This window comes from Pseudooceanicola profundus (assembly GCF_054919315.1).
On the sequence record NZ_CM142898.1, the window covers coordinates 1,977,076 to 2,000,587 of the forward strand.

The following is a 23,512-nucleotide window of genomic DNA, read 5'->3' on the forward strand; positions in this document are numbered from 1 at the left end:
CTGGGACATGCAGGACAGCGCAACGCTGGACACCGGGGCGGTCGCCCGCTGGCTGAAAGACAACGTCGAGGGGTTCGAGGGCCCGCTGGAGGCCGAGAAATTCGCAGGCGGCCAGTCGAACCCGACCTATCGTCTGAAGACCCCGCGCGACACCTACGTGCTGCGCCGGAAGCCGCCGGGCAAGCTGCTGAAATCGGCCCATGCGGTCGACCGGGAGTACCGGGTGCAGAAGGCGCTGGCCGGGACTGCGGTGCCGGTGGCGCGGATGCATGCGCTCTGCGAGGATGACAGCGTCATCGGCTCGGCCTTCTACGTGATGGAGGAGGTGCGGGGCCGTAACATCGGCCTGCCGACCATGCCGGAGGTGGCCTTCGACCAGCGGCGCCGGATCAACGCCGAGATGGCCCGCGTACTGGCCGCGATCCACGGGGTCGACCTGCAGGCCACGGGGCTGTCCGACTACGGGCCGGAAGGGAACTACTACCGTCGCCAGATCGACCGCTGGACCAAGCAGTACCGCGCCTCCGAGACCGAGGTGATCCCCGAGATGGAGGAACTGATCCCCTGGCTCGATGCCAATATCCCGGGCGAGGACGGGCGGCGCACCCTGGTGCATGGCGACTACCGCATCGACAACCTGCTGTTCGACAGCACGCAGCCGCGCTGCCTCGCGGTGCTGGACTGGGAACTGTCGACCACCGGGCATCCCTTTGCCGACGTGGCCGCGGTGATCATGCAGTGGCAGATGCCCGAGACGAACCGCGGCCTGCGCGGCCTCGATCGCAAGGCGCTTGGCGTGATGGAAGATGAAGACTTCCTCGAAGCCTACTGTGCAGAGGCCGGCATTTCGCAGATTGAAAGGTTCGGCTTCTACCTTGCCTTCACCTTCTTCCGGATGGCCGGTATCATCCAGGGCGTCAAGAAACGCGCGCTGGACGGAAACGCCTCGAACCCCGCGCTCGCGGCGAAGGTGGCCCGGTCGGTGCCCGAGTTCGCGCGCGGCGGGCTTCAGGCGGCACACAGTGTTTGACCCCCGAGGAGACGGAATGAGCGAATTGGAACTGGACCCGGCGCTGGTGGAGGATCCCTATCCCTTCCAGCGGCACATGGGATTCAAGCTGGTGGCATGGAAGGAGGGCTATTCGCGCTTCGAACTGCCCTGGGACGACTATCTGGGGAACCGCTACGGTATCCTGCACGGCGGGATTCACGGCGTGCTCTGCGACACGGTGATGGGCTTTGCCGGCTGCTACACCGGCGATCCGGAGCGCAAGCAGCTGGCCATGACGCTGTCGCTGAACGTGAACTTCATCGGGCAGCTGCAGGGCAAGGTGATCATCGCGGAAGGCTTCCGCACCGGCGGCGGGCGCAAGACCTTCTTTGCCGAGGCCAAGGTGCGCGACGATCTGGGCAACCTGCTGGCCACCGGCTCCGGGGCTTTCCGGATGCGTGGCTGAACGGCGGCCGGATGACGAATGCGAGGGGCGCGGTCCGGCAGGGTCCGCGCCCTTTTTCCTGCGCGGGTCTAGAACAGCGCCTCGGCGCGGAAGGCCTCGGGCACGGCATCGACGCCCTCCAGCACGAGGTCGGCCATGACCTGCGCCACCTTGGGCGCCATGCCGAAGCCGATCTTGAAGCCGCCGTTGGCGATGTAATGCCCGGGCCGCCCCGGCCATGTCCCCAGCACCGGCGCACGGGTCTTGGCGCGGGGGCGCAGCCCGGCCCAGCGGTCGATCACCGGGGCGCCGCGCAGGGCGGGCACCACCTCGCGCGCGCGGGCCACCACGTCATCGAGGAGCTCGTCGGTTCCAAACGGGTCCGTATACTCCCGCTCGCTGGTGGAGCCGATGGCCACGGTGCCGTCCTCGTGCGGCACCACGTGCACCCCGCCCGCGTAGATCTGCGGCATGTCATGGGCGTCATGGGCCAGCAGCGCCGCCTGTCCCTTCACCCCGTTTCCGAGCGACTTGCCGCTGTCCTCGCTCAGGGACTGGAGCCCGGCGACACCGGTGGCCCAGATCACCGCGCCCCGGTTCGGCCCCTCGCTCTCGACCCGGCCGCCCTTGGCGCGGATCGCGGCGACGAGGGCGTCGCAGGCCATGCGCGGATGCATCCGCGCAGTCAGCGTGTCGTGGATCACCTGCCCCGTAGGGCTCTGCGGGGCCCACTCGCTCTGCGCCGGGATCGGCAGCACGCGCCAGTCCGCCAGCCCGTGCCACAGCGTCCGGGCCGAGGCCGCGCGCTCCTGCGCCAGTGTCAGGGATTTCTCGTCCGCCAGCGGCTGTATGCGCCCCAGTCGCTTGTAGCCCGGCGAGCGGCCGGAGATGTCCTCGACCTCCTCCCAGAACGGCTCGGCCATGATCAGGCTTTCGAACTGGAACTGCTTCTTCTCGTTCCACTGGTCGGGCACATGGGGCGCCAATGCGCCCACCAGCCCGCCCGAGGCCCCGGCGCCCGGCCCGAAGGGGTCGATCACCGTGACCGAGGCCCCGGCCTTGAGGCAGGCCCATGCACAGCTGAGCCCGAAGATGCCCGCGCCGCGTACCGTGACCTCTGTCCTTGCCATCGCCCTGATCCCTCGTATCCTTGCGCCGCCATCCATAAGGGAACACGACATGCAGGACCAGACGCCCGAGCGTCGCGGCGGGGTTGCCGATCTCGACTGGCGCGAGGGGGAGATCCCGGTCTCGCGGCTCTTCGACGATCCCTATTTCAGCCTCGAGAACGGGCTGGCGGAAACGGCCTATGTCTTCCTCGCGGGCAATGACCTGCCGGCGCGGTTCCGGGACGGCTTCCACGTGGCCGAGCTGGGGTTCGGCACCGGGTTGAACCTGCTGGCGGCGCTGCGGCTCTGGCGCGAAACGGGGCAGGCGGGGCGGCTGCACTTCACCACCTTCGAGGCCTATCCGATGACCGCGGCCGAGATGCGCCGCGCCCATGCGGCCTTCCCTGAGATCACGGCCCTGTCGGAAGAACTGGCCCCGGTCTGGGGGCAGGCGGCCTTCGACCTGCCGGACCTGTCGTTCCGCATGATCCGCGGCGACGCCCGCGAGACGCTGCCCGCGTGGCAGGCCCGTGCGGACGCCTGGTTCCTCGACGGATTCGCGCCGGCCAAGAACCCCGAGCTCTGGGAGGAGGGCCTTATGGCGCAGGTCGGGGCCCATACCGCGCCGGGTGGCACGGCGGCGACCTATACGGCCGCAGGTTTCGTCAGGCGGGGCTTGCAGGCGGCGGGGTTTGACGTTGTCCGCGCGCCGGGATACGGGCGGAAACGGCACATGACCCGTGCCGTCTTACCGGACCCCTCCCATGGCTGAACAGAACACGCGACTCGGCATCCTGCTGATGATCCTGACGACCTTCGTCTTCTCGGTGCAGGACGCGGTGTCGCGGCACCTGGGCGACAACTACCCGGTCGAGATGATCGTGATGATCCGCTACTGGTTCTTCGGCATCTTCGTCATGGTGCTGGCCGGGCGTCAGGCCGGCGGGCTGCGCAAGGCCGCCCATACGGGCTACCCGCTGCTGCAGGTGCTGCGCGGCGCCCTGCTGGTGGTGGAAATCGGCGTCATGGTGATCGCCTTCACCCTGCTGGGGCTGGTGGAAACCCATGCCGTCTTCGTCTGCTACCCGCTGCTGGTGGCGGCGCTCTCGGGCCCGGTTCTTGGCGAGCGGGTGGGCTGGCGGCGCTGGCTGGCGATCGGCGTGGGCTTCGTCGGCGTGCTGATCGTGCTTGAGCCGGGCTTCGGCGTGTTCAGCGTGAAAAGCCTCGTGCCGCTGGCCGCGGCGCTGATGTTCGCGATCTACGGCCTTCTGACGCGCTACGTGGCGCGGCGCGATGCCTCGGCCACCTCCTTCTTCTGGACCGGCGTGACCGGGGCCGTCATCGCCACCGTCTGGGGCATCTGGTACTGGACGCCCATGACCGGCGGGGACTGGGTGTGGATGGGGCTGCTCTGCATGTCGGGCGCCCTGGGCCACTACCTGCTGATCCGGGTCTACGAACTGGCCGAGGCCTCGGCGGTGCAGCCCTTCGCCTACTTCCAGCTCGGCTTTGCCTCGGTCATCGGGATGATCGTCTTCGGCGAGGTGGTGCGCCTGAACGTGGCCATCGGCGCGGCGGTGATCGTGGGCGCGGGCCTATTCACCTTTTGGCGCGAACGGCGGGCCCAGCAACAGGCTTGAGCCCTTCAGTTCCTTGGTGAAGGGCTGCGGCAGGGGCGCCTTGCCCAGCCGGGCGCGGTAGACCGGCAGGCTTTCCGCCACCCGCATCACGTAGTTGCGCGTCTCGCGGTAGGGGATCAGCTCGACCCAGTCGACCACGTCCACATCCTCGTCGCGCGGATCGCCGAAGTCGTTGATCCACTGCTCGGGCCGCCCGGGCCCGGCGTTGTAGCCCGCCGCCACCAGCAGCACGTTGCCGTCGAAGCGATCGGCCAGGTCGGCGAGGTAGGCGGTGCCGAGCCGCGTGTTGTAGGTCCAGTCGCTGAGGACGGCGGCGGCGTCATGGGGCGTGTCGAAGCCCCGGGCCACCAGCCGCGCCGTGGCGGGCATCAGCTGCATCAGCCCCTGCGCACCGGCATGGCTGCTGACCGAGGGGTCGAATTCGCTTTCGCGCCGGGCGATGGCGAGCGCCATTTCGGGCGGCACCGGCATCTCCATCGCGGCCAGCGGGTGCAGCGCGTAGTAGAACCGCGGCAGCACGATGTCGCGCTGCGCGGCGGCCTTGCCCAGCATGATCTGAAGATGCGGAGAACCCTCCTCCTCCAGCAGGCGGCCCAGCCGTCCCAGCCCGGTCCGGTCAAGGTGATCGGCAAGGTTCACGAGGAACCGCTCGCCGTCGTAGCCCTGACCGGCGGCCAGCAGCAGCATGCCCGCCTCGATCTGGTCGGAGCCCGCGAAATCCGCCTCGTGCCAGTCGCCGAAGTCCTCGTCGCCCGCGAGATCGGGGTCGGGCGGCAGCCCGGCCTTCTCGGCCGAGAGCAGCCCGTAATAGGTCGTCTGGTAGCCGCCGCCCTCGGTATAGGCGGCCATGGCCTCGGCGCTGCGGCCCATGGCCTCCTCGGCACGGCCGATCCAGTACCACGCACGGCCCAGCGAGATCGGCGTCTCGACCCCGTCGCGCAGGCGCTCGAAATGCATCAGCGCGCGCTCCGGGTCATCCAGCCACCGCAGCGCGATGAAGCCTGCGAGGAACTCCAGATCGGCGAAGGCCGCGCCCCCGGTCAGCTGGTTCTGCGCGGCAAGGCGATAGGCGAGGCCGAAGTCTCCCTCGTAGATCTTCTCGCGCACGTAGTAGCGGCGCCGCGGGGCCCAGCTTTCCGCCAGCCCCAGCCCGCCGGGAATCGCCGAGCGTTCCAGCATCAGCGCGATGGCCTCCTCCTCGCGGCCCTTGCGGACGCGCCAGTCGAAGCGTTCGAAGGCCAGCCCGGCATCCTGTTGCAGGGCCTCGGGCAGCGCCTCGATCAGCGTGTCCACGTTGCCTGCGTCATCCTTCAGGCCGCGGCGGGCCAGCGCCAGCTTCCAGCGGGCCTCGCTCACCAGCGGCACCATGCGGTTGGCATCCGCGCTCCAGCCCTGCCAGAGCGCCCGGTCCAGCCGGGCCTCGTGGTGCGGTTTCAACAGGTCGGCGTGGGTGGTGAGGAAGGCGTTATGCTCCTCCTGCGTGAGCGACATGCTGCGCCACGCCAGCACGAGGCTGGCCTCCGCCTCGCCCTGCTGGCCATTGGCAGTGAGCGCCGCTGCGCGCAACAGGACGCCGGTGCCGGTCTGGGCCGCGGTGTCGCCGAAGAAGGCGAGGATCTGATCGGGGCCGGCACCCTGCAACTGGTCCTCGTGCCGGCGCCGCAGGTAGTCGAGGCCGGGCCAGTCAGGGTGCGCCTTCAGGAAGGCCAGCACCTGCTCGAGCGATCCTGCGCCGCTGCGCAGCCGGGTCCATTCGATGATCTCCGCCGCCACCGGCCCGTCGCGCAGCGCCAGCATCTGCGCCCGCGCCCAGTCCCCGCGCCCGGCGGCATGCAGCGCCGAGGACAGCGGCCGTGGCGGCTTGCGCGCCAGCTCCTCGGGAGAGGGCGGTTCCGGTGTCTGGTCGGGCTGCTCCTCTGCCTCCTCGTCCTGCGGGCCGGTCTGCTGCGACAGGACCGGGGCGGCAGCGCCGAGAACGGCCAGAAGCACCAGAATGCGGTAGCGCCGGTGCAAGATCACTTGCAATTCCCCTAATGAAAACGGATAGACACGCGGGAAGATAACCCGGCGCCCTTCGCTCTCAACTCACATTCGCGGCAGAGGCGTCTTTTCGCATGGGTTCGCCTGCACAAACAGCGTCGCAGGCCCGCCCGCCACGTAGAAAGGAGCGTGTCATGTTCAAAGGGTCCATTCCTGCCCTGGTCACGCCGTTCAAGAACGGCGAGCTGGATCTGGAGACGCTCAAGAAGCTGGTCGACTGGCATGTGGAGCAGGGCTCCAACGGCCTCGTCCCCGTAGGGACCACGGGCGAGAGCCCCACGTTGAGCCACCGCGAGCACGAGACCGTCATCGAGGAGGTGGTGAAGGCCGCCGCCGGTCGCATCCCGGTGATTGCGGGCGCGGGTTCGAACAACACCAAGGAAGGCATCCGCCTCATCCAGCATGCCGAATCGGTTGGTGCCGATGCGGCGCTGGTGGTGACGCCCTACTACAACAAGCCGACGCAGCGCGGCCTGATCGAGCATTTCCGCGTGCTGCATGACTGCTGCACCCTGCCGATCGTGATCTACAACATCCCCGGCCGCTCGGTCATCGACATGACCCCGGCGACCATGGGCGAACTGGCCAAGCTGCCCCGGATCATCGGCGTCAAGGATGCCACCGGCAAGCTGGAGCGCGTAAGCCAGCAGCGCATGGCCTGCGGCCCCGAGTTCATCCAGCTCTCCGGCGAGGATGCCACCGCGCTCGGCTTCAACGCCCATGGCGGCGTCGGCTGTATCTCGGTCACCGCGAACGTGGCGCCCAAGCTCTGCGCCGAGTTTCAGGCCGCGACGCTGGCGGGCGACTACACGCTCGCACTCGACTATCAGGACCGCCTGATGCCGCTGCACGAGGCGATCTTCATCGAGCCCGGCCTGGCCGGTGCCAAGTTCGCCATGGCCGAACTGGGCCTCTGCTCGGACGAGGTGCGCCTGCCGCTCACCGGCCTCGAGGACAGCACCATGACCACGATCCGTGCCGCCATGCGCCACGCGGGCCTGATCAACTGATCGCCTGATCCATCGGAAGACAGTGAAGGCCCGGGACGACACCGTCCCGGGCCTTTTCCTTTGGCCTTCATCTTTCCCCAAATACTCCGGGGGAGTCCGCGCCCCGCGCGGACGGGGGGCAGAGCCCCCTCCCGGAAAATGCGCATTTTCCGGTCCGTTTTCTTCGAAGAAAACGGGCAGCGCGGCGGGGTCAGTAGGGATCTTTCGGGCTGCGGTCCTCGGAGAGCGAGCGCGTGGTTGCCGTCGTCAGCCGCTCGATCGCATCGGCGAGGTGCGCCGTCTGGATGTTGTAATCCCCCTGCTCCACCCGGATGTGATGCGCTTCCAGCAGGACGGCGGCATGGCTGACGCCTGCGGGCGGCTCGAACCGGTAGGAGGCCAGTTCGACAAGGAACCCGAGCGGGTCCTTGAAGTAGATCGAATCCATGAAGCCCCGGTCCTTGGGGCCGGAGTGCTTGATGCCGCGTTCGTCGAGCCGCTTGACCGTCTGGGCAAAGGTGGCCTGGCTGACGTTGAAGGCGACGTGGTGCACGCAGCCGGGATCGGTGGGGGTCCGGTCATGGACCGGCACACGTTTCTCGTTGGTGAAGACCGTGATCAGCCGCCCGTCGCCGGGATCGAAGTAGAGGTGCCCCTCGTCCGGGTTGTCGAGGTTCGGCTGATCGAAGACGAAGGGCATCCCCAGCACGCCTTCCCAGAAGTCGATGGTGCTCTGCCGGTCGGCGCCGGTGAGGGTGATGTGATGCACCCCCTGTACCTGAAGCTTGCGCATGGCTCTCTCCGCTTGTAGTTGCGGACAGGGTGCGCAGCGGGGCCGTGCGGGTCAACGGTCTAGGCGCGCAGTGACTGTGCGGGGATTGTGCAGGAGCGCGGGCGGAGGCGGCGCGCGTCCAAGAATTTTTGAAAATTCTTGGCAAAATTCGTCGGAGAATTTTGCGGGGCTCTGCCCCCTTGCGCCGCTGCACGGCGCAATTCCCCCGGAGTATTGGGGGAAAGATGAAAGCCCGGGGCGCGTCTCTGTCCCGGGCCTCATCATGTCCCGTGGCGGGGGTCAGATGCCGGCGTCGATGATCGCGCGGGCAAGGATCGGCACCGTCTGGCTGTTCAGCCCGGCGATGTTCATGCGGCTGTCGCCCACCATGTAGATGCCGTGGTCCGCGCGCAGCTTCTCGACCATCTCGGGCGAGGTGCCGAGGCGCGAGAACATGCCGCGGTGCCGGGCGAGGAAGGCGAAGCGGTCGGAGTTCGACAGCCGTGCCAGCTCTCCTGCCAGCTGCTCGCGCAGGCCCAGCATGCCGAGACGCACCTCTTCCAGCTCGGCCATCCAGTCGGCGCGCAGCTCGGCATCGCCCAGGATCGTCGAGACGAGGCGGGCGCCGTGGTCCGGCGGGAAGGAGAAGTTCTGCCGGTTCAGGAAGGCCAGCGTCTGCTGGTTCACCGCCGTCTTGGAGGTGTCGTGCGAGATCGCCATCAGCACGCCGGTCCGCTCGCGGTAGATGCCGAAGTTCTTCGAGCAGCTTGCCGCCACGATGGTTTCGGGCACCGAGGAGACCACCAGACGGGTGGCGGCCGCGTCTTCTTCCAGCCCGTCGCCGAAGCCCTGGTAGGCGATGTCGATCATCGGCACCGCGCCGGTTTTCAGCAGCGTCTCGACCACGGTCTGCCACTGGTCCAGCGTCAGGTTGGCGCCGGTCGGGTTGTGGCAGCAGCCGTGCAGCAGGATGATGTCACCCTTCCTGGCCTGGCCGAGGTCCTCGATCATGCCCTCGAAGTTCACCTCGCCGGTGGCGCTGTCGAAGTAGCGGTAGGGCACGGTTTCCACGCCCATGAACTTCAGGATCGACAGGTGGTTCGGCCAGGTCGGATCGGAGACGAAGACGCGCACGTCGGGCTTGGCCAGCCGCGCCATCTGGAAGCCGTGGTGCACGGCGCCGGTGCCACCGGGGCTGGCGGCGGCGGCGACCGTGTCGCGGGCCACCGCATCGCCCAGCACGAGCGAGATCATCGCGTCGAGGAAGGCGGGCTCACCGGCGAGGCCGGTGTAGCTCTTGGTGGTTTCCTCTTCCCAGATGCGCTTCTCCGCGGCCTTCACGGCGCGCATCACCGGGGTCACCCCGGAGGCGTTCTTGTAGACGCCCACGCCGAGGTCGATCTTGGTCTCGCGCGGGTCTTCGCGGTACTTCTGCATCAGTGCGAGGATCTTGTCCTCGGGCAGTGGTTTCAGGGCTTCGAACATCAGGCGTCTCCGGTGGCAATCGGGAGGGTGGGGAAGGCACCCCATTCGGTCCAGGACCCGTCGTAGAGCGCGTGATCGGTCTTGCCGATCCGCTCGAGGGCGAGACTGAGCACGGCCGCGGTGATCCCGGAGCCGCAGGAGGTGATCACGGGTTTCGTCATATCGACGCCGGCCGCGTCGAAGATCGCGCGGATCTCCTCGGGGGATTTCATTGTCCCCTCCGCGGTCAGCAGGGTCGAGAAGGGCACGTTGCGCGCGCCGGGGATGTGGCCCGAGCGCAGCCCGGGGCGCGGCTCGGGCGTGGCACCCGAGAAGCGGTCGGCGGCGCGGGCGTCGACGATGACATAGTCGCCCAGCTTCGAGGCGGAGGAGACCTGCGTCACGTCCTTCACCATCTGGTTCTGGCGCCGCACCGTCATGTGGCGGTCGCGGATCACCGGCGGCATGTCCTCCACCGGGCGGCCCTCGGCCTGCCACTTGGGGAAGCCGCCGTCCAGCACGGCCACGTCGAACTGCCCCATCAGGCGGAACAGCCACCAGACGCGGGGCGCCGAGAAGAGGCCGGTGCTGTCATAGACGACGACCTGGTGCCCGTCGCCCACGCCCATGGCGCGCAGCCGGGACATGAACTTCTCCACCGGCGGGGCCATGTGGGGCAGGTCCGAGCGCAGGTCGCTGATCTCGTCGATGTCGAAGAAGCGCGCGCCCGGGATATGGGCGGCGTCGAACTCGGCCTTGGGATCCCGGTCCGAGCCGGGCATGAACCAGCTTGCGTCCAGGATCCGCAGGTCGGGATCCTTCAGGTGAGCGGCCAGCCACTCGGTCGAAACAAGCGTCTTCGGATCATCCACGGCGTCGTCCCCCTCATACGAAAAACGAGGGTATAGCTAGCGCCGCAGCGCCGCAGAGGCAAGCGAGGGCTGGCGGAAACCCTAGTGGTTTTCGCGCAGCAGCCGCTGTTTCTGCCGGTTCCAGTCCCGTTTGGCCTCGGTTGCGCGCTTGTCGTGGGTCTTCTTGCCCTTGGCGATGCCGATCTTCACCTTCACCATTCCGCGGTGGTTGAAGTACATCACCAGCGGCACCAGCGTCATGCCCTTCCGCCCCGTGTCCTGCCACAGGCGGGACAGCTCGCGCTTGGAGACCAGCAGCTTGCGGCGGCGGCGCTCCTCGTGGCCGAACATGGCCTGCTCGTAGGGTGCGATGTAGCTGTTCACCAGCCAGAGCTCGCCTTCGTCCACCGCGGCATAGCTTTCCGCGATGTTGGACTGCCCGGTGCGCAGGGATTTCACCTCGGACCCGGTCAGCACGATGCCGCACTCGAGGTCTTCCTCGATGGCATAATCGTAGCGGGCGCGCCGGTTCTCGGCGATCACCTTGTAATTCGGGTCTGTCGGTTTCTTGGCCATGGTCGCGCTCCTCTACACCAAGCCGCGCGGGCCGTCCATGTTCCCGGCGTGACGCAGCGTTGATGAAGGGCCCTATATTGGGTCGCCCGCCCCCGCGCGCTAGGGTTTGGCGGGAGAAGGAGTATTCCATGACAGAGATGATGAAACGAATCGCGCTGGCGAGCCGTCCCGCGGGCGAACCCACGGCCGAGAATTTCCGCCTCGAGGAGAGCGCCCTGCCGCAGCCCGGCCCGGGCGAGGTGCTGGTACGCTGCCACTACATGTCGCTCGATCCCTACATGCGGGGCCGCATGAGCGACGCGGAAAGCTACGCCGAGCCGGTGGCCATCGGCGAGACCATGACCGCCGGTGCCGTGGGCGAGGTGATCGCCTCGAACCACCCGCGTTTCGCGCCCGGCGATTTCGCCTTCGGCATGTTCGGCTGGGCCAGCCATGGTGTGCAGCCCGGCGACCAGCTGCGCAGGGTCGACCCGCAGGCGGTGCCGATCTCGACCGCGCTCGGCGTGCTGGGGATGCCCGGCCTCACGGGCTGGTCCGGCCTCAGGGCCTACGGCAAGCCGCAGGCGGGCGAGACGCTGGTGGTGGCCGCGGCGACGGGGCCGGTCGGCTCCATGGTGGGCCAGATCGCCAAACGCGCGGGCTGCCGGGTGATCGGCGTCGCGGGCGGGGCCGAGAAATGCCGCATCGCGACCGAGACCTTCGGCTTCGACGCCTGCATCGACCACCGCGGCAAGGACGCCAAGGCGATGCGCGAGGCCCTGGCCGAGGCCTGCCCCGACGGGATCGACATCTACTTCGAGAACGTGGGCGGTGCGGTGCTGGGCGGGGTGCTGCCGCTGATGAACCTGCACGGACGGATCATCGTCTGCGGCATGATCGCCTGGTACAACGGGGTCGAGGACGACCCGACCGCGCAGATGCCGCTGGCCGCGCTCTGGCGCCGCACGCTGGTCAAGCGCCTGCAGATCAACGGCCTGCTGGTGGGCGATCACTTCCACCTCTTCCCAGACTTCGCCAAGGAGGTCGCCCCGCTCGTCGCCTCGGGCGAGATCGCCTACCTCGAGGACGTGGCCGAGGGGCTGGAAAACGCGCCCGCGACCTTCATCAAGCTTCTCAAGGGCGGCAACACCGGCAAGCAGGTGGTCAAGCTCATCTGACGCGAAAGGGCCCCGGCAGTGCCGGAGCCCGTCCATCTTTCGCTCGGAAATATCCCGGGGGGTGCGGGGGGCTGGCCCCCCGCCCGCCTGCGTCGCCCGCTCAGGCCGCCATCACCCGCGACAGGTGATAATCCGTATCCCCCAGCTGCGCGTCGATCATGACGATCCGCTTGGCGTAATGCGCCCCGGGATACTCCCATGTCATCGCGATGCCGCCGTGCATCTGGATCGCCTCCTCGGCCACCAGACGGCCTGCGCGGCCGATCAGGTTCTTGGCCATCGAGGCGTAACGCCCGGCGTCGGGACCGCCCAGTTCGGCCGCGGCCTTGATGGTGATCGACCGCGCCTGCTCGATCTCCGTCAGCATGTCCACCGCGCGGTGCTGCAGCGCCTGGAAGGAGCCGATCGTGCGGCCGAACTGCTTGCGCTGCCCGAGGTACTCCACGGTCATCTTGTGCAGCACGTCCATCAGCCCCACCGCCTCGGCGCAGAGCGCGACGATGCCGGCCGCCTGTGCGTCCTCCAGCGCGGCGCGGGCGTCGGCCAGCAGAAGCTTGCCCGGCGTGGCGTCCAGCACCACTTCCGCCGCGCCGCCGCCGTCGATCATGCCGTAGCCGGTGACCGAGGCCTCCGCCGCCGTCACCTCGAAAAGCGCGAGTGCTCCGTCGAGTGTCGCTGCCACCAGCAGCCGGTCGGCGGCCTGCCCGCCGTAGACCGCGCTCTTGCGGCCCGTGAGCGTGTGGCCCTCACCGGCCGGCGTCGCGGCACAGGCGATCCCGTCGAGGTCATAGGGTGCATCCAGCTCGCCCACGGCCAGGGCATAGGTCACGGCGCCCGACATCAGGTCATCCGCATCGGCACCCGCCGCGGCCAGCAGGCGCGCACCCATGGCGGCCCCCAGCAGCGGCTCGGGGCAGAGTGCGCGGCCCATGGCCTCGAACACGACGGTGATGTCGAAGCCGGAGCCGCCGAAGCCGCCCTGCTCCTCTGTGCCGAAGGCATAGAGCGCCCCCAGTTCCGACAGGCCGGCCCAGAGGGCGGGATCGTGGTAGGGCGCCTCGTAGGCGACCTTGGTGCGGTGCTCGAAGGGGCATTTGTCCGCGAGGAACCGGTTCAGGCTGTCCGACAGCATCTGCCGGTCTTCGGTCAGATCGAAGTTCATGTCACAGCTCCAGCATGGTCTTGGTGAGGATGTTGCGCTGGATCTCGTTCGACCCACCGTAGATCGAGGTCTTGCGCCCGTTGAAGTAGCGCGCGGCATTGTTCGCCGCCTCGACCGGTGCCAGCATCAGGTTGCCGTCGGTGATATGCCCCGGGAAGGGTGCCGACGAGGGGCCGAGCGCCCGGCGTGCCAGATCGCGCAGTTCCTGCATGATCACCGTGCCCTTGATCTTGAGGATCGAGGTCTCGGGCCCCGGAGAGCCCTGTTTCTGCGCCGTGTAGAGCATCCGCAGGTTGGTGATCTTCATCGCCTCGAGGTCGATTTCCACCTGCGCCACGCGGGCGGCAAAGAGCGGGTCCTCGATCAGCGGACGGCCATTGCGCGTGGTGCGGCGGGCCAGTGCTTTGACCTCCTCCAGCGCCTGCATCGAGAAGCCGACACCGGCGATGTTGGTGCGCTCATGGGTCAGCAGGTACTTGGCGATGGTCCAGCCCTGGTTCTCCTCGCCAACGAGGTTGGTGACCGGCACGCGCACGTCGGTGAAGAAGACCTCGTTCACCTCGTGGCCGCCCTCGATCAGGCGGATCGGACGGACCTCGATGCCGGGGGTGTCGATGTCGATCAGCAGGAAGGAAATCCCCTGCTGCTGCTTCACGTCCGGGTCAGTCCGCACGAGGCAGAAGATCCGGTTGGCGTGCTGGCCCAGCGTCGTCCATGTCTTCTGGCCGTTCACGACATACTCGTCGCCGTCGCGCACCGCGCGGGTCTTGAGCGAGGCAAGGTCGGAGCCCGCGCCCGGCTCGGAATAGCCCTGGCACCACCAGTCGTCACCGTTGAGGATGCGCGGCAGGTAATAGTCCTGCTGTTCCTTGCTGCCGAACTTCTGCAGCACCGGCCCCAGCATGGCGAGGCCGAAGGACAGCGGCCGCGGCGCGTAGGCGCGGCAGGCCTCCTCCTCGAAGATGTGGCGTTGTACCGGGCTCCAGCCGGTGCCGCCGAACTCGACAGGCCACGTAGCGGCCAGCCAGCCCTGCGCGTTCAGGATCGCGTGGTAGCGTTCCAGCATCTCCTTGCCCAGTTCGCCGCCATTGCGCACGGCGGTGCGGATGTCCTCGGGCATCTTCTCGGCGAAGAAGGCGCGCACCTCGTCCCGGAAGGCGATGTCCTCGGGGGAATAGCTCAGATCCATCTCAGCTCTCCTTGTTCAGATCGGCAAAGGTGGTCCCGTCCGCGGCCATCTTCCGCAGCAGGGCAGGCACCTGCCAGTAGTAGTCGTCTTCCTGGGCGTAATGCTCGATCCTCTCGATCAGGGTCTTGGCCCCGATGGTGTCGGCATAATGCAGCGGGCCGCCGCGGAACCGCGGGAAGCCGTAGCCGAAGAGGAAGACCATATCGACGTCCAAGGGGCGGCGGGCGGTGCCGTCCTCGACCACGCGGGTGGCCTCGACGATCATCGCGGTCATGTAGCGGTCCACGATCTCCGCGTCGGTGAAGGGATGCTCGAGGCTGCCTTCCTCCTTGCGCACGTCGTCGATGATCCGCAGGGCGCCCGGGTTGGGCACCGGCGCGCCGGTGTCATAGAGGTAGTAGCCCTTGCCGGTCTTGCGCCCGAACCAGCCCTGTTCGCAGATCCGGTCCGCGATGGTACCGGCATAGCGCTGTTCGGGGTCGCGGGTCGCGGCCTTGCGCTTGCGCGTGGCCCAGCCGATGTCGAGGCCCGCGAGGTCGCCCACCCTGTAGGGCCCCATGGCAAAGCCGAAGTCCTCCAGCGCGTGGTCGATCTGTTCGGGCGAGGCGCCGTCCAGCACCATGTAGTCCGCCGCCAGACGGTAGTGGGCGAGGATGCGGTTGCCGATGAAGCCGTCGCAGACGCCCGCGCGCACGCCGACCTTCTTCAGCTTCTTGGCCAGCAGGAAGCCGGTGGCCGTGACGTCCGCCGCGGTCTTGTCGGCGACGACGATTTCCAGCAGGCGCATGATATGGGCCGGGCTGAAGAAATGCAGGCCGATCACGTCCTGCGGGCGCGAGGTGACCGCCGCGATCTCGTTCACGTCGAGGTAGGAGGTGTTCGAGGCGAGGATCGCCCCCGGCTTGCAGATCGTGTCGAGCTTGGTGAAGATCTCCTTCTTCACCGACATCTCTTCGAACACCGCTTCGATCACCATGTCGACCGGGGCGAGGTCGTCCATCTTCAGCGTCGGCAGCAGCTTGGACAGCGCCGCATCGCGTTTCTGCGCGCTCATCTTCCCGCGCGAGACCGCGCCGTCGAGGTTCTTGGTGATCGTGGCAACGCCCCGGTCGAGGCCGTCCTGCGCCACTTCCACCAGCGTCACCGCGTAGCCTGCCGTCAGCAGCGCCGTTGCGATGCCGGAGCCCATGGTGCCGCCGCCGATCACGCCGATGCTTTCCAGCGGACGGGTCGGGCCCTTGGCCTCGGAGATGTTGGAGACGGCGCGTTCACCGAAGAAGGCGTGGATCAGCCCGCCGCGCTGCGGGGTCTCCATGCAGTCGAAGAAGGCCTGACGCTCGAACTTCAGCCCCTCCTCCAGCGGGCCGGTGGAGGCCGCGACCGCCTCGACGCATTTCAGCGGCGAGAAGAGGTGCGGCTGCTTGGCCTTCAGCATGGCGGCGGTGTCTTCCAGCACCTGATCGTCGGGCGTGACCTGCAAGTCGCCCGTGCGGCGGGTGGGCAGGGTGCCGGCGATGACCTCCTGCGCGGCGGCAAGCGCCACGTCGCGGGGCTCACCGGTGGCGATCCGGTCAATCGCGCCCTTCTCAAGCGCCTCGGCTGCGGGAATCTGGCGACCCGAGAGGATCGCTTCCAGCGACCACGGGATATCGGTCAGGCGGGGCAGGCGCTGCGTGCCGCCGGCGCCGGGCAGGATGCCCAGCAGGACCTCGGGCAGGCCGATGCGGGCGCCCTCGATGGCGACACGGGCATGGGTCGACAGTGCCAGTTCTAGCCCGCCGCCAAGCGCGGTGCCGTGGATCACGGCGACCACGGGGGTCGTGCTCTGCTCGATGCGGTTCAGGACCTCGGGCAGGATCGGCTGCATCGGCGGCTTGCCGAATTCACGGATGTCCGCGCCCGCGACGAAGGTCCGCCCGGCGCAGTAAAGGCCGATGGCCTTGGTCTTGCCGCCTGCGTTGATCTCGTTCAGCGCGGCGTCCAGCCCCGCCCGGACGGCGTGGCCGGTGGCATTCACCGGCGGGTTGTCGATGCAGATCAGCGCGACGTCGCCCACGTATTCCACCGTGACGACGTTGTCGGTTGTCGCTGCCGTGTCCATGCGGACCTCTCCTCCTGATGTCTCCTCTGCGCGGCAGGCACGGGGCAGCCCGGCCCGCCGTCGCGGGGTCAAATTAGGGGAGCAGAGAGGTGGGGTCAATCTGCGGAATGATTTTTTGCACTGCGGAAGTTTGCCGTGAGCATGCTTTTCCGCAGAGGGGCTTAGCGTGGGTCAGCCGGGGATGATCTCGAACTTCACCACGTCCACCATGCCGCGATCCGTGATCTTGAGCGCGGGAATCACCGGCAGCGCCACGAAGGCCAGCTGCAGGAACGGCTCCTCCAGCACGACGCCGAGGCTCTTGGCCGCCGCCCGCAGGTCGATCAGCCGGTCGCGGACCTCCTCGAAGGGCTCTAGGCTCATCAGACCCGCCACCGGCAGCGCCAGCTCCGCCAGCACCTTGCCGTTGCGCACCACGACGAAGCCGCCCTCGATCTCGCCCAGCCGGTTCGCGGCAAGGGCCATGTCGTCGTAGTCCGCGCCCACGACGGCGATGTTGTGGTGATCGTGGCAGACGGTCGAGGCGATCGCCCCGTGCTTCAGGCCAAAGCCCTTCACGAAGCCGGTGGCGATATTGCCGTTGATCCCGTGCCGTTCCACCACGGCCACGCGGATCAGGTCGCGGGCGGTGTCGGGGCGCTTGTCGCCGTCCTCGATCGGGATCTCCTCGCGCAGGTGCTGGGTGATGATCTTGCCCTCCATCACCCCGATCACGTCCGTCATGGTCTGGTTGGAGGTCGCGCGGAACGAGGTCGCCGTGACCTTGGGCGCCTTGACCGAGTTGCGCCCCACCGGCGGCGCGATCTGGCGCGTGGCAAAGGCCGCGTCATCCACCACGACGCCACCGGCCAGCACCATTTCGGCGCGGCAATCCTCCAGCGAGGACAGCGCGACGATATCCGCCCGCTTGCCCGGCGCGATCTGGCCGCGGTCCTTCAGGCCAAAGGCCTCGGCGGCCGAGAGGGAGGCCGCGCGATAGGCGGCCAGCACCGGCGTGCCTTGGGCGATCATCCACCGGATCATATAGTCGAGGTGCCCATGTTCGCCGATGTCCAGCGGGTTCCGGTCGTCGGTGCACAGGCACATATAGGCCGAGGTGATGTCGGTCAGGATCGGTTGCAGCGCGGCCATGTCCTTCGACACCGAGCCCTCGCGCAGCAGCACACGCATCCCCTTGCGCAGCTTTTCCAGTGCCTCTTCCGCCGTGGTCGCCTCGTGCTCGGTCCGGATGCCGGCGGCGACATAGGCGTTCAGGTCCTTGCCCACCAGCTGCGGGCAGTGGCCGTCGATATGGCCGCCGCGGAACATCTCGAGCTTGGCCATGCAGCCCGGGTCCTGGAAGATCACGCCGGGGTAGTTCATGAATTCGGCCAGCCCGATGACCTGCGGGTGATCGCGCAGCGGCGCGAGGTCCTCCGCCTCGATCCGGGCACCCGCCGTCTCCATGTGCGAGGAGGGCACGCAGGAGGACAGGTTCACACGGATGTCCATCACCGTCTGGCTGGCGCTGTCGAGGAAATACTGGATGCCCTCCACGCCGATCACATTGGCAATCTCATGCGGGTCGCAGATCGCCGTGGTGATCCCGCGCGGGCCCACGCAGCGGTCGAACTCATGCGGCGTGACGAGCGAGCTTTCGATGTGAAGATGCGTGTCGATGAAGCCGGGGACCAGCGTCAGGCCGGTGACGTCGATCACCTCGACCCCCTCGTAGTCGGCGCCGATGCCGACGATCGTGTCGCCACAGATCGCCACGTCTCCCTCGACGAAAGCGCCGGTGACCACATCCAGCACGCGCCCGCCGCGCAGCACCTTGTCCGCAGGCGCGTCGCCGCGTCCCTGCGCGATCAGATCGGAAAGGGGCATCGTCATGGGGCGTCTCCTGTACAGCTGTGGCGCCAAGCCTCCCGCAATCCGAGGGGTCTGTCCAGCGGTGCCCGTCATCGGTGTCCTTCGGGCAGGGGACGCAGAGAGTGGCTTCTCAGGCGCGCGGGAACGTGGCAGGTAACTGGTATATTAGTGTAAAGGAATCGCCATGAGCCTCTTCGATCTGCCGCCGATCCCCGACATTCCCGTGCTGGGCGAGGGCGAAGGCTACCCGGTGCGCCGCATCTTCTGTGTCGGGCGCAACTATGCCGCCCATGCCGCCGAGATGGGCTACGAGGTGGACCGCGAGCAGCCGTTCTATTTCACCAAGTCGCCCGCCAACATGGTGCTGACCGGCGCCGCCACGCCCTATCCCGGCGGGACCGAGGATTACCATTTCGAGATCGAGCTGGCCGTCGCCATGGGCGCCGAGGTCTTCCAGTGCACCGCGGAAGAGGGCGCCGCGGCGGTCTATGGCTATTGCGCCGCGCTCGACATGACGCGCCGCGACCTGCAGATCCGCGAACGCACCAAGCTGCGCCCGTGGTCGCTGGGCAAGGATGTCGAGCAATCCGCCGTCTTCGCGCCGATCACCAAGGCTGCCGACTTCACCCCCGGAACACAGCGCATCTGGCTGGACCAGAACGGCGAGACCAAGCAGGACAGCACGCTCGACCTGCTGGTGCACAAGGTGCCCGAGATCATCGCCCACCTCTCGACCTTCTATCACCTGCGGCCCGGTGACCTGATCATGACGGGCACGCCCGAGAACGTGGGCCCGGTTCAGCCGGGCGACGTGCTGGAGGCCGGGGTCGAAGGGCTGAGCCCGATCTCCCTGACCATCACCGAGATGGCCTGACCCTCAGCGGAAGAGCCGTCCAATGAAGATCAGGGCGAGGCCGCCGAGATAGAAGGCGGCCCCCAGCCCGAGGATGTAGAGCACCAGTCCCCCGGTGCCGACCGCGCCGGGGTTCAGGAAGTAATAGGGATAGGCGTCGCCGCCCTGCGCCCGGGCAAAGACATAGGCGACATAGAGCAGCGGATAGGCCAGCCAGATCAGCGCCTGCCGCTGCCCCAGCCGGGCCTTGGGCGCGAAGATCACCCACCACAGGCCGACCGCCGCGGGCACGTAGCTGTGCAGCCCCTGATCGGCCAGCCGCCCGATCAGGCGCGGGCCCGGTGCGCCCGCAAGGAGCAGCCAGTAAACCGCGCTCACGATCCCGATCCAGAGCGTCAGGGCCGTCAGCCAGCCGGGGCGGGTCCGTGCGCGGCCAAACCCGATGGCGAGGAAGGTGCCCGCCACGAGGACATTGGTCGTGATGGTGAAGAAGCGCAGCAACCGCCACGCCACCTGAAGCGGCCCGAGGTCCGGGTTGCCCACGGCGGTGTTGATGAACTCACCCGCGAGCGACAGGGCGGCAAGACATCCGATGAGGGCGGCGCTGAGGCGGGCAAGGCGGGTCATGCGCCTTGGGTGGCAGGTTGCGGCGGGGCGGGCAAGGCCTGCCGTACGGGGGTGGCGGGCTTTTTGACAGGTCTGCGCAGCGGCTTGCGTGGTCGGTGCCTGGCCTGTGCCTCTCCCGTGCGTAGCCCGTGCGTAGCCCGTGCATGGCCTGTGCGCGGCCATCGTCCGGGGGTGGCCTGCATTCGAGCCATTGCCGTCTGGCCTTGTCCCGAAGCCGCGGTCTAGGGTGCAGGGCAGGCCCGCGCGGGTGGGCCGTGGCAGTGGGCTGTGACAACGGGCCAGTCCAGACGGGCCAGTCCGGAGGGCCAATCCGGAAGGGCCCATCCAGTGGGCAGGTGCAGGGGAACCGAGATGACCTTTTCCATGATCGGGCGCTGCCCGGAGAGCGGCGCCGTCGGGGCCGCAATCACCACATCCGACCTCGCTGTCGGCAACCGCTGCGTCCACCTCGTCCATGGCCGGGGCGCGGTGCTGTCGCAGCACCGCACCGACCCGCGTCTCGGGATCCTCGGGGCAGACCTGTTGCACCGGGGGCTGGAGGCCGAGGCGGTGCTGGACGAGATCGTCGCCGCCACGCCGGACATCGGCTGGCGGCAGGTGGGCGTGCTGGATGCCCGGGGTCACTGGGCGGTGCACCACGGTGACCGGATGTATTCGATCTACACCCACAGCGCCGGGCCTGAGTGTCTCGCGCTTGGCAATATCCTTGCCAATGACGGGGTGACCGATGCCATGGTCGCGGGGTTCTCTGCCGCCGCCGGCCAGCCGCTGGCCGCGCGCCTGCTGCGCGGGCTGGAGGCCGGGCTGGCTGCGGGGGGAGAGATCCACGGGCCGCTGAAGTCCGCCGCCTTGCAGGTGACGGGGGCGGAGGACATCCCGCAATGCGACCTGCGCATCGACATCTCCGCGGGCTGCGCCGTGGCTGATCTGCGGGCGCTCTACGAGGCCTATGCCCCCCGGGCCGCGGCCCTGCGCCGGGTCGCGCTGACGCCCGACGACGTGCCGGTCAACCGCGGGCTCTTCGAGGCCAGCCTCGACCGGATCGATGACCTCGGTCTGGCAGACCGCTTCCCCGCGCGTCGGAACCGCGCAGGCTGGCAGGTTGCGGACTGACGGCACGCCCGCTGCAGCGCAGCTTCATGGTAAGGGCATCGTGCGGGCGGGGCGGGGCCATCCGGGTGGCCTCTGGGCACATTTGGGCGCCTCGATGCGGCAGAAGCATTTCGCTCCCTGCAGCCCCGCCATGCGTTCAGATGATTTGGAGCAAAATCATTTGAATTACCAACCATTCTCGCGCACATGGACGGCATGTCCGATATTGCACCTCCTCCCGTGCCGGTCCGCGAGCGGATCGGCTTCACCTTCGTGACCCTTGCCCGTCGCTGGCGCCGCGCGATCGACCATGAGCTTGCCCGCGAGGGTCTGACCGATGCCAGCTGGGCCCCTCTGATGCACCTCGCCGAAGGTGGCGACGGCATCCCGCAGGGCGAGTTGGCGCAGCGCGTCGGGGTCGATGCCTCCTCGCTGGTGCGGCTGATCGACCTGCTGGTCGCCCGTGGCTTCGTCGAGCGGCGCATCCCGCCCGATGACCGCCGCGCCCGCCACATCGTGCTGACCCCCGCCGGGGAGGAGGAGGTCCTCCGCGTGCGGTCCCGGGTGCTGAGCATCGAGCGGCGCATGCTGGCGGACCTCGACGATCGCCAGGTCGAGCAGATGATGGCCGCACTGGACGGGATCAACGCCCGCGTGCAGGGCCTGCTGGACGGGGAGCCCACGCCATGACCGCGTTTCTCGCCACGGCGGGCTTCGACGCCGGCCGCCTCTCCTATGCGGCGCGGACCGCAGTCGCCGCGGCCCTCGCCTTCGTGCTCGCGTGGCTTCTGGGGCTGGAACATCCGCAATGGGCAGGCATGGCGGTCTGGGCCGCCTCGCAGCCGACCCGCGGCCAGCTGATCGAGAAGAGCCTGTTCCGGGTGCTGGGCACGGTCGTCGGCTCCATCGCCGGGGTGCTGCTCGTGCTGGGTGCGCAGTACGACACCTCCCTGCTGGTGATCGGTCTCGCGCTCTGGGTGGCGCTCTGCACCGGGGCGGGCAACCTGCTGCGCGGCTTCGTCTCCTACGGGGCGGTGCTGGCGGGCTATACCGCCGCCATGGTCGCCCTGCTGGATGCGGCGCATCCCGATCGCGTGCTGGCGCTTGGCGCGGACCGGATGGCAACGGTGCTGACCGGTGTCATCGTGGCCGCCCTCATCGGCTACGTCTTTGCGCCGCCCGCTGATGGCGGGGGCCTGCGCCGCGGCGTCCTTGCACTGCTGTCGGACCTGCTGGCCCGCGCCGCGCGGCCCGCGCCGACGGATGCCGAGGCCGTGGACCAGGCGATGCTGCACCGGATTGCCGAGGCCGAGGAACTGCTCGACCAGCATGGCGCGGGCTCGATCCGGTCGCGGCACATGGTGCGGGCGACGCGGGACCTGCTGATCGCGGCCATTGCGTTGCTGCTCTGGCGGCGTGGCCGCGGGCGGAGCTTCGAAAGCGCGGCGAGCGCGGCCGGGTTGCAGGACGCGGCCGAGGCGCTGCGGGCGGGCCAGATCGGCAGCGCCGCGCGTGCGCTGGAAGAGGTCTGTGCCACCGGTGGCGCGGTGACCGAGGTGGGTCTCGACCGCACGCTGGCCCCGCTGGCCGAGGCGCTGCGCAGCTGGTCCCCCGAGGGGCCGGTCCGGTCCGAGGCCGCCCTGCCGCAGGTGCTGCACCGCGACTGGGTCGGCGCCCGCGAGGCGATGATCCGCGCCGGCGGCATGATCCTCCTCTTCGGCGCGATCTGGCTTGCGACGGGGTGGAGCGCCGGGGCCTACATGCTGCTCGGCCTGTCGATCATGCTCTCGCTCTTCTCCACCTTCCCCAACCCCACGGGGATGATGCGCTTCGTCTTCACAGGGCAGCTCCTCGGCGTGCTGGGGGCGCTGGCCTGTCGCTGGCTCGCCTGGCCGCTGGCCGGGAGCGAGACGCAGATGATCCTGCTCACGCTGCCCTTCATCCTCGTCGGGCCCTTCCTTGTGGCCCATCACCGGACCACGGCGGCCAGCTTCGACTACAACATGGTGCTGCTGCTGATGCTTCAGCCGCACTGGCCGCTGGAGGGCAGTTTCGTCCAGTCCGCCACCGCCGGGATCGCCGTGATCGCCGCGCCGGCCACGGCCTATGTCGCCTATCGGCTGGTCTATCCCCTGTCTCTGCGGCGGCGGAGCGAGACCCTGCTGGCGATGATGCGCCACGACCTTGCCGATCTCGCCGCCGACCCGCGCGCGCTGGAGCGGCGCAAGACGTGGCAGGCCCGTCTCTATCACCGCACCCTGCGGCTGGTGCGGGTGTCCGAACGCTCCGCCCGGGCCAACGGGCAGGCGCTGGAGGTCTCGCTGGCGCTGCTGACGCTGGGCCACGCGGTGCTCTACTGCCACGGGCTTCTGTCCGATCCGCAGGCGAGCGCCAGCGACCGGCGCGCGGCCCGCGCGGCACTGGCCCGGGTGGCGCGGTTCCGCAGCCAGCCGGAGCGGGCGGGCAGTGCCCTGTCGCGCCTTGCTCTGCGCCGGCGCACCGGCGAGGCCGAGATGCTGCGCGCCGCCGCGGCGGGGCTGCGGCTGGTGGCGCCGGTGGCCTGAGGCTGGCGTGACAGCGGCGGGCAGACCGTGTGCGGTTTG

At 68.7% G+C, this 23,512-nt stretch carries 21 protein-coding genes; 10 read left to right on the forward strand and 11 right to left on the reverse strand.

Annotated elements, in window-relative coordinates; translation table 11 throughout:
• The first annotated feature begins 7 nt into the window (after positions 1–7).
• Together ACX9MO_RS09075 and ACX9MO_RS09080 are read left to right on the forward strand one after the other, a co-directional pair.
• A complete protein-coding gene (locus ACX9MO_RS09075) occupies positions 8–1,030 on the forward strand; it encodes a phosphotransferase family protein (RefSeq protein WP_462214291.1) in 1,023 nt (340 codons plus the stop codon).
• Positions 1,031–1,046: 16 nt separating this feature from the next.
• Positions 1,047–1,457: a PaaI family thioesterase gene (locus tag ACX9MO_RS09080; protein WP_462214292.1), complete on the forward strand. Its 411-nt coding sequence runs from the start codon at positions 1,047–1,049 to the stop codon at positions 1,455–1,457.
• A 68-nt stretch (positions 1,458–1,525) separates the two neighbouring features.
• Here the strand turns inward: ACX9MO_RS09080 and ACX9MO_RS09085 are convergent, their stop codons facing one another.
• Positions 1,526–2,566 carry an NAD(P)/FAD-dependent oxidoreductase gene (locus ACX9MO_RS09085; protein WP_222490642.1) on the reverse strand — a complete coding sequence of 347 codons (1,041 nt, stop codon included), beginning with the start codon at positions 2,564–2,566 and terminating at the stop codon, positions 1,526–1,528.
• Positions 2,567–2,615: 49 nt separating this feature from the next.
• Here ACX9MO_RS09085 and mnmC2 point away from each other — a divergent pair, with 49 nt between their 5' ends.
• Both mnmC2 and ACX9MO_RS09095 read left to right on the forward strand, forming a co-directional pair.
• A complete protein-coding gene (mnmC2, locus tag ACX9MO_RS09090) occupies positions 2,616–3,317 on the forward strand; it encodes a tRNA (5-methylaminomethyl-2-thiouridine)(34)-methyltransferase MnmC2 (protein ID WP_462214293.1) in 702 nt (233 codons plus the stop codon).
• Positions 3,310–4,185: a DMT family transporter gene (locus ACX9MO_RS09095; RefSeq protein ID WP_462214294.1), complete on the forward strand. Its 876-nt coding sequence runs from the start codon at positions 3,310–3,312 to the stop codon at positions 4,183–4,185. Before mnmC2 ends, ACX9MO_RS09095 begins: the two co-directional genes overlap by 8 nt.
• Here ACX9MO_RS09095 and ACX9MO_RS09100 read toward each other — a convergent pair.
• On the reverse strand, positions 4,141–6,204 hold the full coding sequence (locus ACX9MO_RS09100; protein ID WP_462214295.1) for a lytic transglycosylase domain-containing protein: 2,064 nt from the start codon (positions 6,202–6,204) through the stop codon (positions 4,141–4,143). The genes ACX9MO_RS09095 and ACX9MO_RS09100 overlap by 45 nt on opposite strands.
• Positions 6,205–6,359: 155 nt before the next feature.
• Between ACX9MO_RS09100 and dapA the strand changes: the two genes are divergently transcribed.
• Positions 6,360–7,235 (forward strand): 4-hydroxy-tetrahydrodipicolinate synthase, encoded by an 876-nt coding sequence (dapA, locus tag ACX9MO_RS09105; protein WP_462214296.1) that lies wholly within the window; start codon positions 6,360–6,362, stop codon positions 7,233–7,235.
• 190 nt (positions 7,236–7,425) lie between these two features.
• On the opposite strand, the gene ACX9MO_RS09110 is transcribed toward dapA, so the two are convergent.
• The 4 genes from ACX9MO_RS09110 to smpB all read right to left on the reverse strand — a co-directional run bounded on the left by ACX9MO_RS09110 (position 7,426) and on the right by smpB (position 10,877).
• A complete protein-coding gene (locus ACX9MO_RS09110) occupies positions 7,426–8,007 on the reverse strand; it encodes a VOC family protein (protein WP_462214297.1) in 582 nt (193 codons plus the stop codon).
• Between the two features lie 279 nt (positions 8,008–8,286).
• Positions 8,287–9,471 (reverse strand): amino acid aminotransferase, encoded by a 1,185-nt coding sequence (locus ACX9MO_RS09115; protein ID WP_462214298.1) that lies wholly within the window; start codon positions 9,469–9,471, stop codon positions 8,287–8,289.
• Positions 9,471–10,322 (reverse strand): 3-mercaptopyruvate sulfurtransferase, encoded by an 852-nt coding sequence (gene sseA / locus ACX9MO_RS09120; protein ID WP_222490636.1) that lies wholly within the window; start codon positions 10,320–10,322, stop codon positions 9,471–9,473. Before sseA ends, ACX9MO_RS09115 begins: the two co-directional genes overlap by 1 nt.
• Before the next feature lie 81 nt (positions 10,323–10,403).
• Positions 10,404–10,877, reverse strand: a complete 474-nt coding sequence (gene smpB, locus ACX9MO_RS09125; RefSeq protein ID WP_462214299.1) for an SsrA-binding protein SmpB — start codon at positions 10,875–10,877, stop codon at positions 10,404–10,406.
• Between the two features lie 128 nt (positions 10,878–11,005).
• Here smpB and ACX9MO_RS09130 point away from each other — a divergent pair, with 128 nt between their 5' ends.
• Entirely contained in the window at positions 11,006–12,034 is a 1,029-nt protein-coding gene (locus ACX9MO_RS09130) for an NADP-dependent oxidoreductase (protein ID WP_462214300.1), read from the forward strand.
• Between the two features lie 100 nt (positions 12,035–12,134).
• On the opposite strand, the gene ACX9MO_RS09135 is transcribed toward ACX9MO_RS09130, so the two are convergent.
• The 4 genes from ACX9MO_RS09135 to ade form a co-directional block, all read right to left on the reverse strand.
• On the reverse strand, positions 12,135–13,196 hold the full coding sequence (locus ACX9MO_RS09135; RefSeq protein ID WP_462214301.1) for an acyl-CoA dehydrogenase family protein: 1,062 nt from the start codon (positions 13,194–13,196) through the stop codon (positions 12,135–12,137).
• 1 nt (position 13,197) lies between these two features.
• Positions 13,198–14,385 (reverse strand): acyl-CoA dehydrogenase family protein, encoded by a 1,188-nt coding sequence (locus ACX9MO_RS09140; RefSeq protein ID WP_462214302.1) that lies wholly within the window; start codon positions 14,383–14,385, stop codon positions 13,198–13,200.
• Position 14,386: 1 nt separating this feature from the next.
• Complete coding sequence (locus ACX9MO_RS09145; RefSeq protein WP_462214303.1) at positions 14,387–16,486, reverse strand: 3-hydroxyacyl-CoA dehydrogenase NAD-binding domain-containing protein; 2,100 nt, start codon at positions 16,484–16,486, stop codon at positions 14,387–14,389.
• A 171-nt stretch (positions 16,487–16,657) separates the two neighbouring features.
• Complete coding sequence (ade, locus tag ACX9MO_RS09150) at positions 16,658–18,358, reverse strand: adenine deaminase (RefSeq protein WP_462214304.1); 1,701 nt, start codon at positions 18,356–18,358, stop codon at positions 16,658–16,660.
• 163 nt (positions 18,359–18,521) lie between these two features.
• Here ade and ACX9MO_RS09155 point away from each other — a divergent pair, with 163 nt between their 5' ends.
• Positions 18,522–19,211 (forward strand): fumarylacetoacetate hydrolase family protein, encoded by a 690-nt coding sequence (locus ACX9MO_RS09155; protein ID WP_462214305.1) that lies wholly within the window; start codon positions 18,522–18,524, stop codon positions 19,209–19,211.
• Between the two features lie 3 nt (positions 19,212–19,214).
• On the opposite strand, the gene ACX9MO_RS09160 is transcribed toward ACX9MO_RS09155, so the two are convergent.
• A complete protein-coding gene (locus ACX9MO_RS09160; RefSeq protein WP_462214306.1) occupies positions 19,215–19,817 on the reverse strand; it encodes a Pr6Pr family membrane protein in 603 nt (200 codons plus the stop codon).
• Positions 19,818–20,168: 351 nt separating this feature from the next.
• Here ACX9MO_RS09160 and ACX9MO_RS09165 point away from each other — a divergent pair, with 351 nt between their 5' ends.
• The 3 genes from ACX9MO_RS09165 to ACX9MO_RS09175 all read left to right on the forward strand — a co-directional run bounded on the left by ACX9MO_RS09165 (position 20,169) and on the right by ACX9MO_RS09175 (position 23,473).
• Positions 20,169–20,930, forward strand: coding sequence for a DUF1028 domain-containing protein (locus ACX9MO_RS09165; protein WP_462214307.1), 762 nt, complete (start codon positions 20,169–20,171; stop codon positions 20,928–20,930).
• Between the two features lie 195 nt (positions 20,931–21,125).
• Positions 21,126–21,599, forward strand: a complete 474-nt coding sequence (locus tag ACX9MO_RS09170) for a MarR family winged helix-turn-helix transcriptional regulator (RefSeq protein WP_462214308.1) — start codon at positions 21,126–21,128, stop codon at positions 21,597–21,599.
• A complete protein-coding gene (locus tag ACX9MO_RS09175; RefSeq protein WP_462214309.1) occupies positions 21,596–23,473 on the forward strand; it encodes an FUSC family protein in 1,878 nt (625 codons plus the stop codon). Before ACX9MO_RS09170 ends, ACX9MO_RS09175 begins: the two co-directional genes overlap by 4 nt.
• Positions 23,474–23,512: the final 39 nt, after the last annotated feature.

Coding starts and splice junctions, on each gene's coding strand:
- ACX9MO_RS09075 (WP_462214291.1), top strand. CDS start 8: ATGCAGGACAGCGCAACGCTGGACACCGGGGCGGTCGCCCGCTGGCTG.
- ACX9MO_RS09080 (WP_462214292.1), top strand. CDS start 1,047: ATGAGCGAATTGGAACTGGACCCGGCGCTGGTGGAGGATCCCTATCCC.
- ACX9MO_RS09085 (WP_222490642.1), bottom strand. CDS start 2,566: ATGGCAAGGACAGAGGTCACGGTACGCGGCGCGGGCATCTTCGGGCTC.
- mnmC2 (WP_462214293.1), top strand. CDS start 2,616: ATGCAGGACCAGACGCCCGAGCGTCGCGGCGGGGTTGCCGATCTCGAC.
- ACX9MO_RS09095 (WP_462214294.1), top strand. CDS start 3,310: ATGGCTGAACAGAACACGCGACTCGGCATCCTGCTGATGATCCTGACG.
- dapA (WP_462214296.1), top strand. CDS start 6,360: ATGTTCAAAGGGTCCATTCCTGCCCTGGTCACGCCGTTCAAGAACGGC.
- ACX9MO_RS09110 (WP_462214297.1), bottom strand. CDS start 8,007: ATGCGCAAGCTTCAGGTACAGGGGGTGCATCACATCACCCTCACCGGC.
- ACX9MO_RS09115 (WP_462214298.1), bottom strand. CDS start 9,471: ATGTTCGAAGCCCTGAAACCACTGCCCGAGGACAAGATCCTCGCACTG.
- smpB (WP_462214299.1), bottom strand. CDS start 10,877: ATGGCCAAGAAACCGACAGACCCGAATTACAAGGTGATCGCCGAGAAC.
- ACX9MO_RS09130 (WP_462214300.1), top strand. CDS start 11,006: ATGACAGAGATGATGAAACGAATCGCGCTGGCGAGCCGTCCCGCGGGC.
- ACX9MO_RS09135 (WP_462214301.1), bottom strand. CDS start 13,196: ATGAACTTCGATCTGACCGAAGACCGGCAGATGCTGTCGGACAGCCTG.
- ACX9MO_RS09140 (WP_462214302.1), bottom strand. CDS start 14,385: ATGGATCTGAGCTATTCCCCCGAGGACATCGCCTTCCGGGACGAGGTG.
- ACX9MO_RS09145 (WP_462214303.1), bottom strand. CDS start 16,486: ATGGACACGGCAGCGACAACCGACAACGTCGTCACGGTGGAATACGTG.
- ade (WP_462214304.1), bottom strand. CDS start 18,358: ATGACGATGCCCCTTTCCGATCTGATCGCGCAGGGACGCGGCGACGCG.
- ACX9MO_RS09155 (WP_462214305.1), top strand. CDS start 18,522: ATGAGCCTCTTCGATCTGCCGCCGATCCCCGACATTCCCGTGCTGGGC.
- ACX9MO_RS09160 (WP_462214306.1), bottom strand. CDS start 19,817: ATGACCCGCCTTGCCCGCCTCAGCGCCGCCCTCATCGGATGTCTTGCC.
- ACX9MO_RS09165 (WP_462214307.1), top strand. CDS start 20,169: ATGACCTTTTCCATGATCGGGCGCTGCCCGGAGAGCGGCGCCGTCGGG.
- ACX9MO_RS09170 (WP_462214308.1), top strand. CDS start 21,126: ATGTCCGATATTGCACCTCCTCCCGTGCCGGTCCGCGAGCGGATCGGC.
- ACX9MO_RS09175 (WP_462214309.1), top strand. CDS start 21,596: ATGACCGCGTTTCTCGCCACGGCGGGCTTCGACGCCGGCCGCCTCTCC.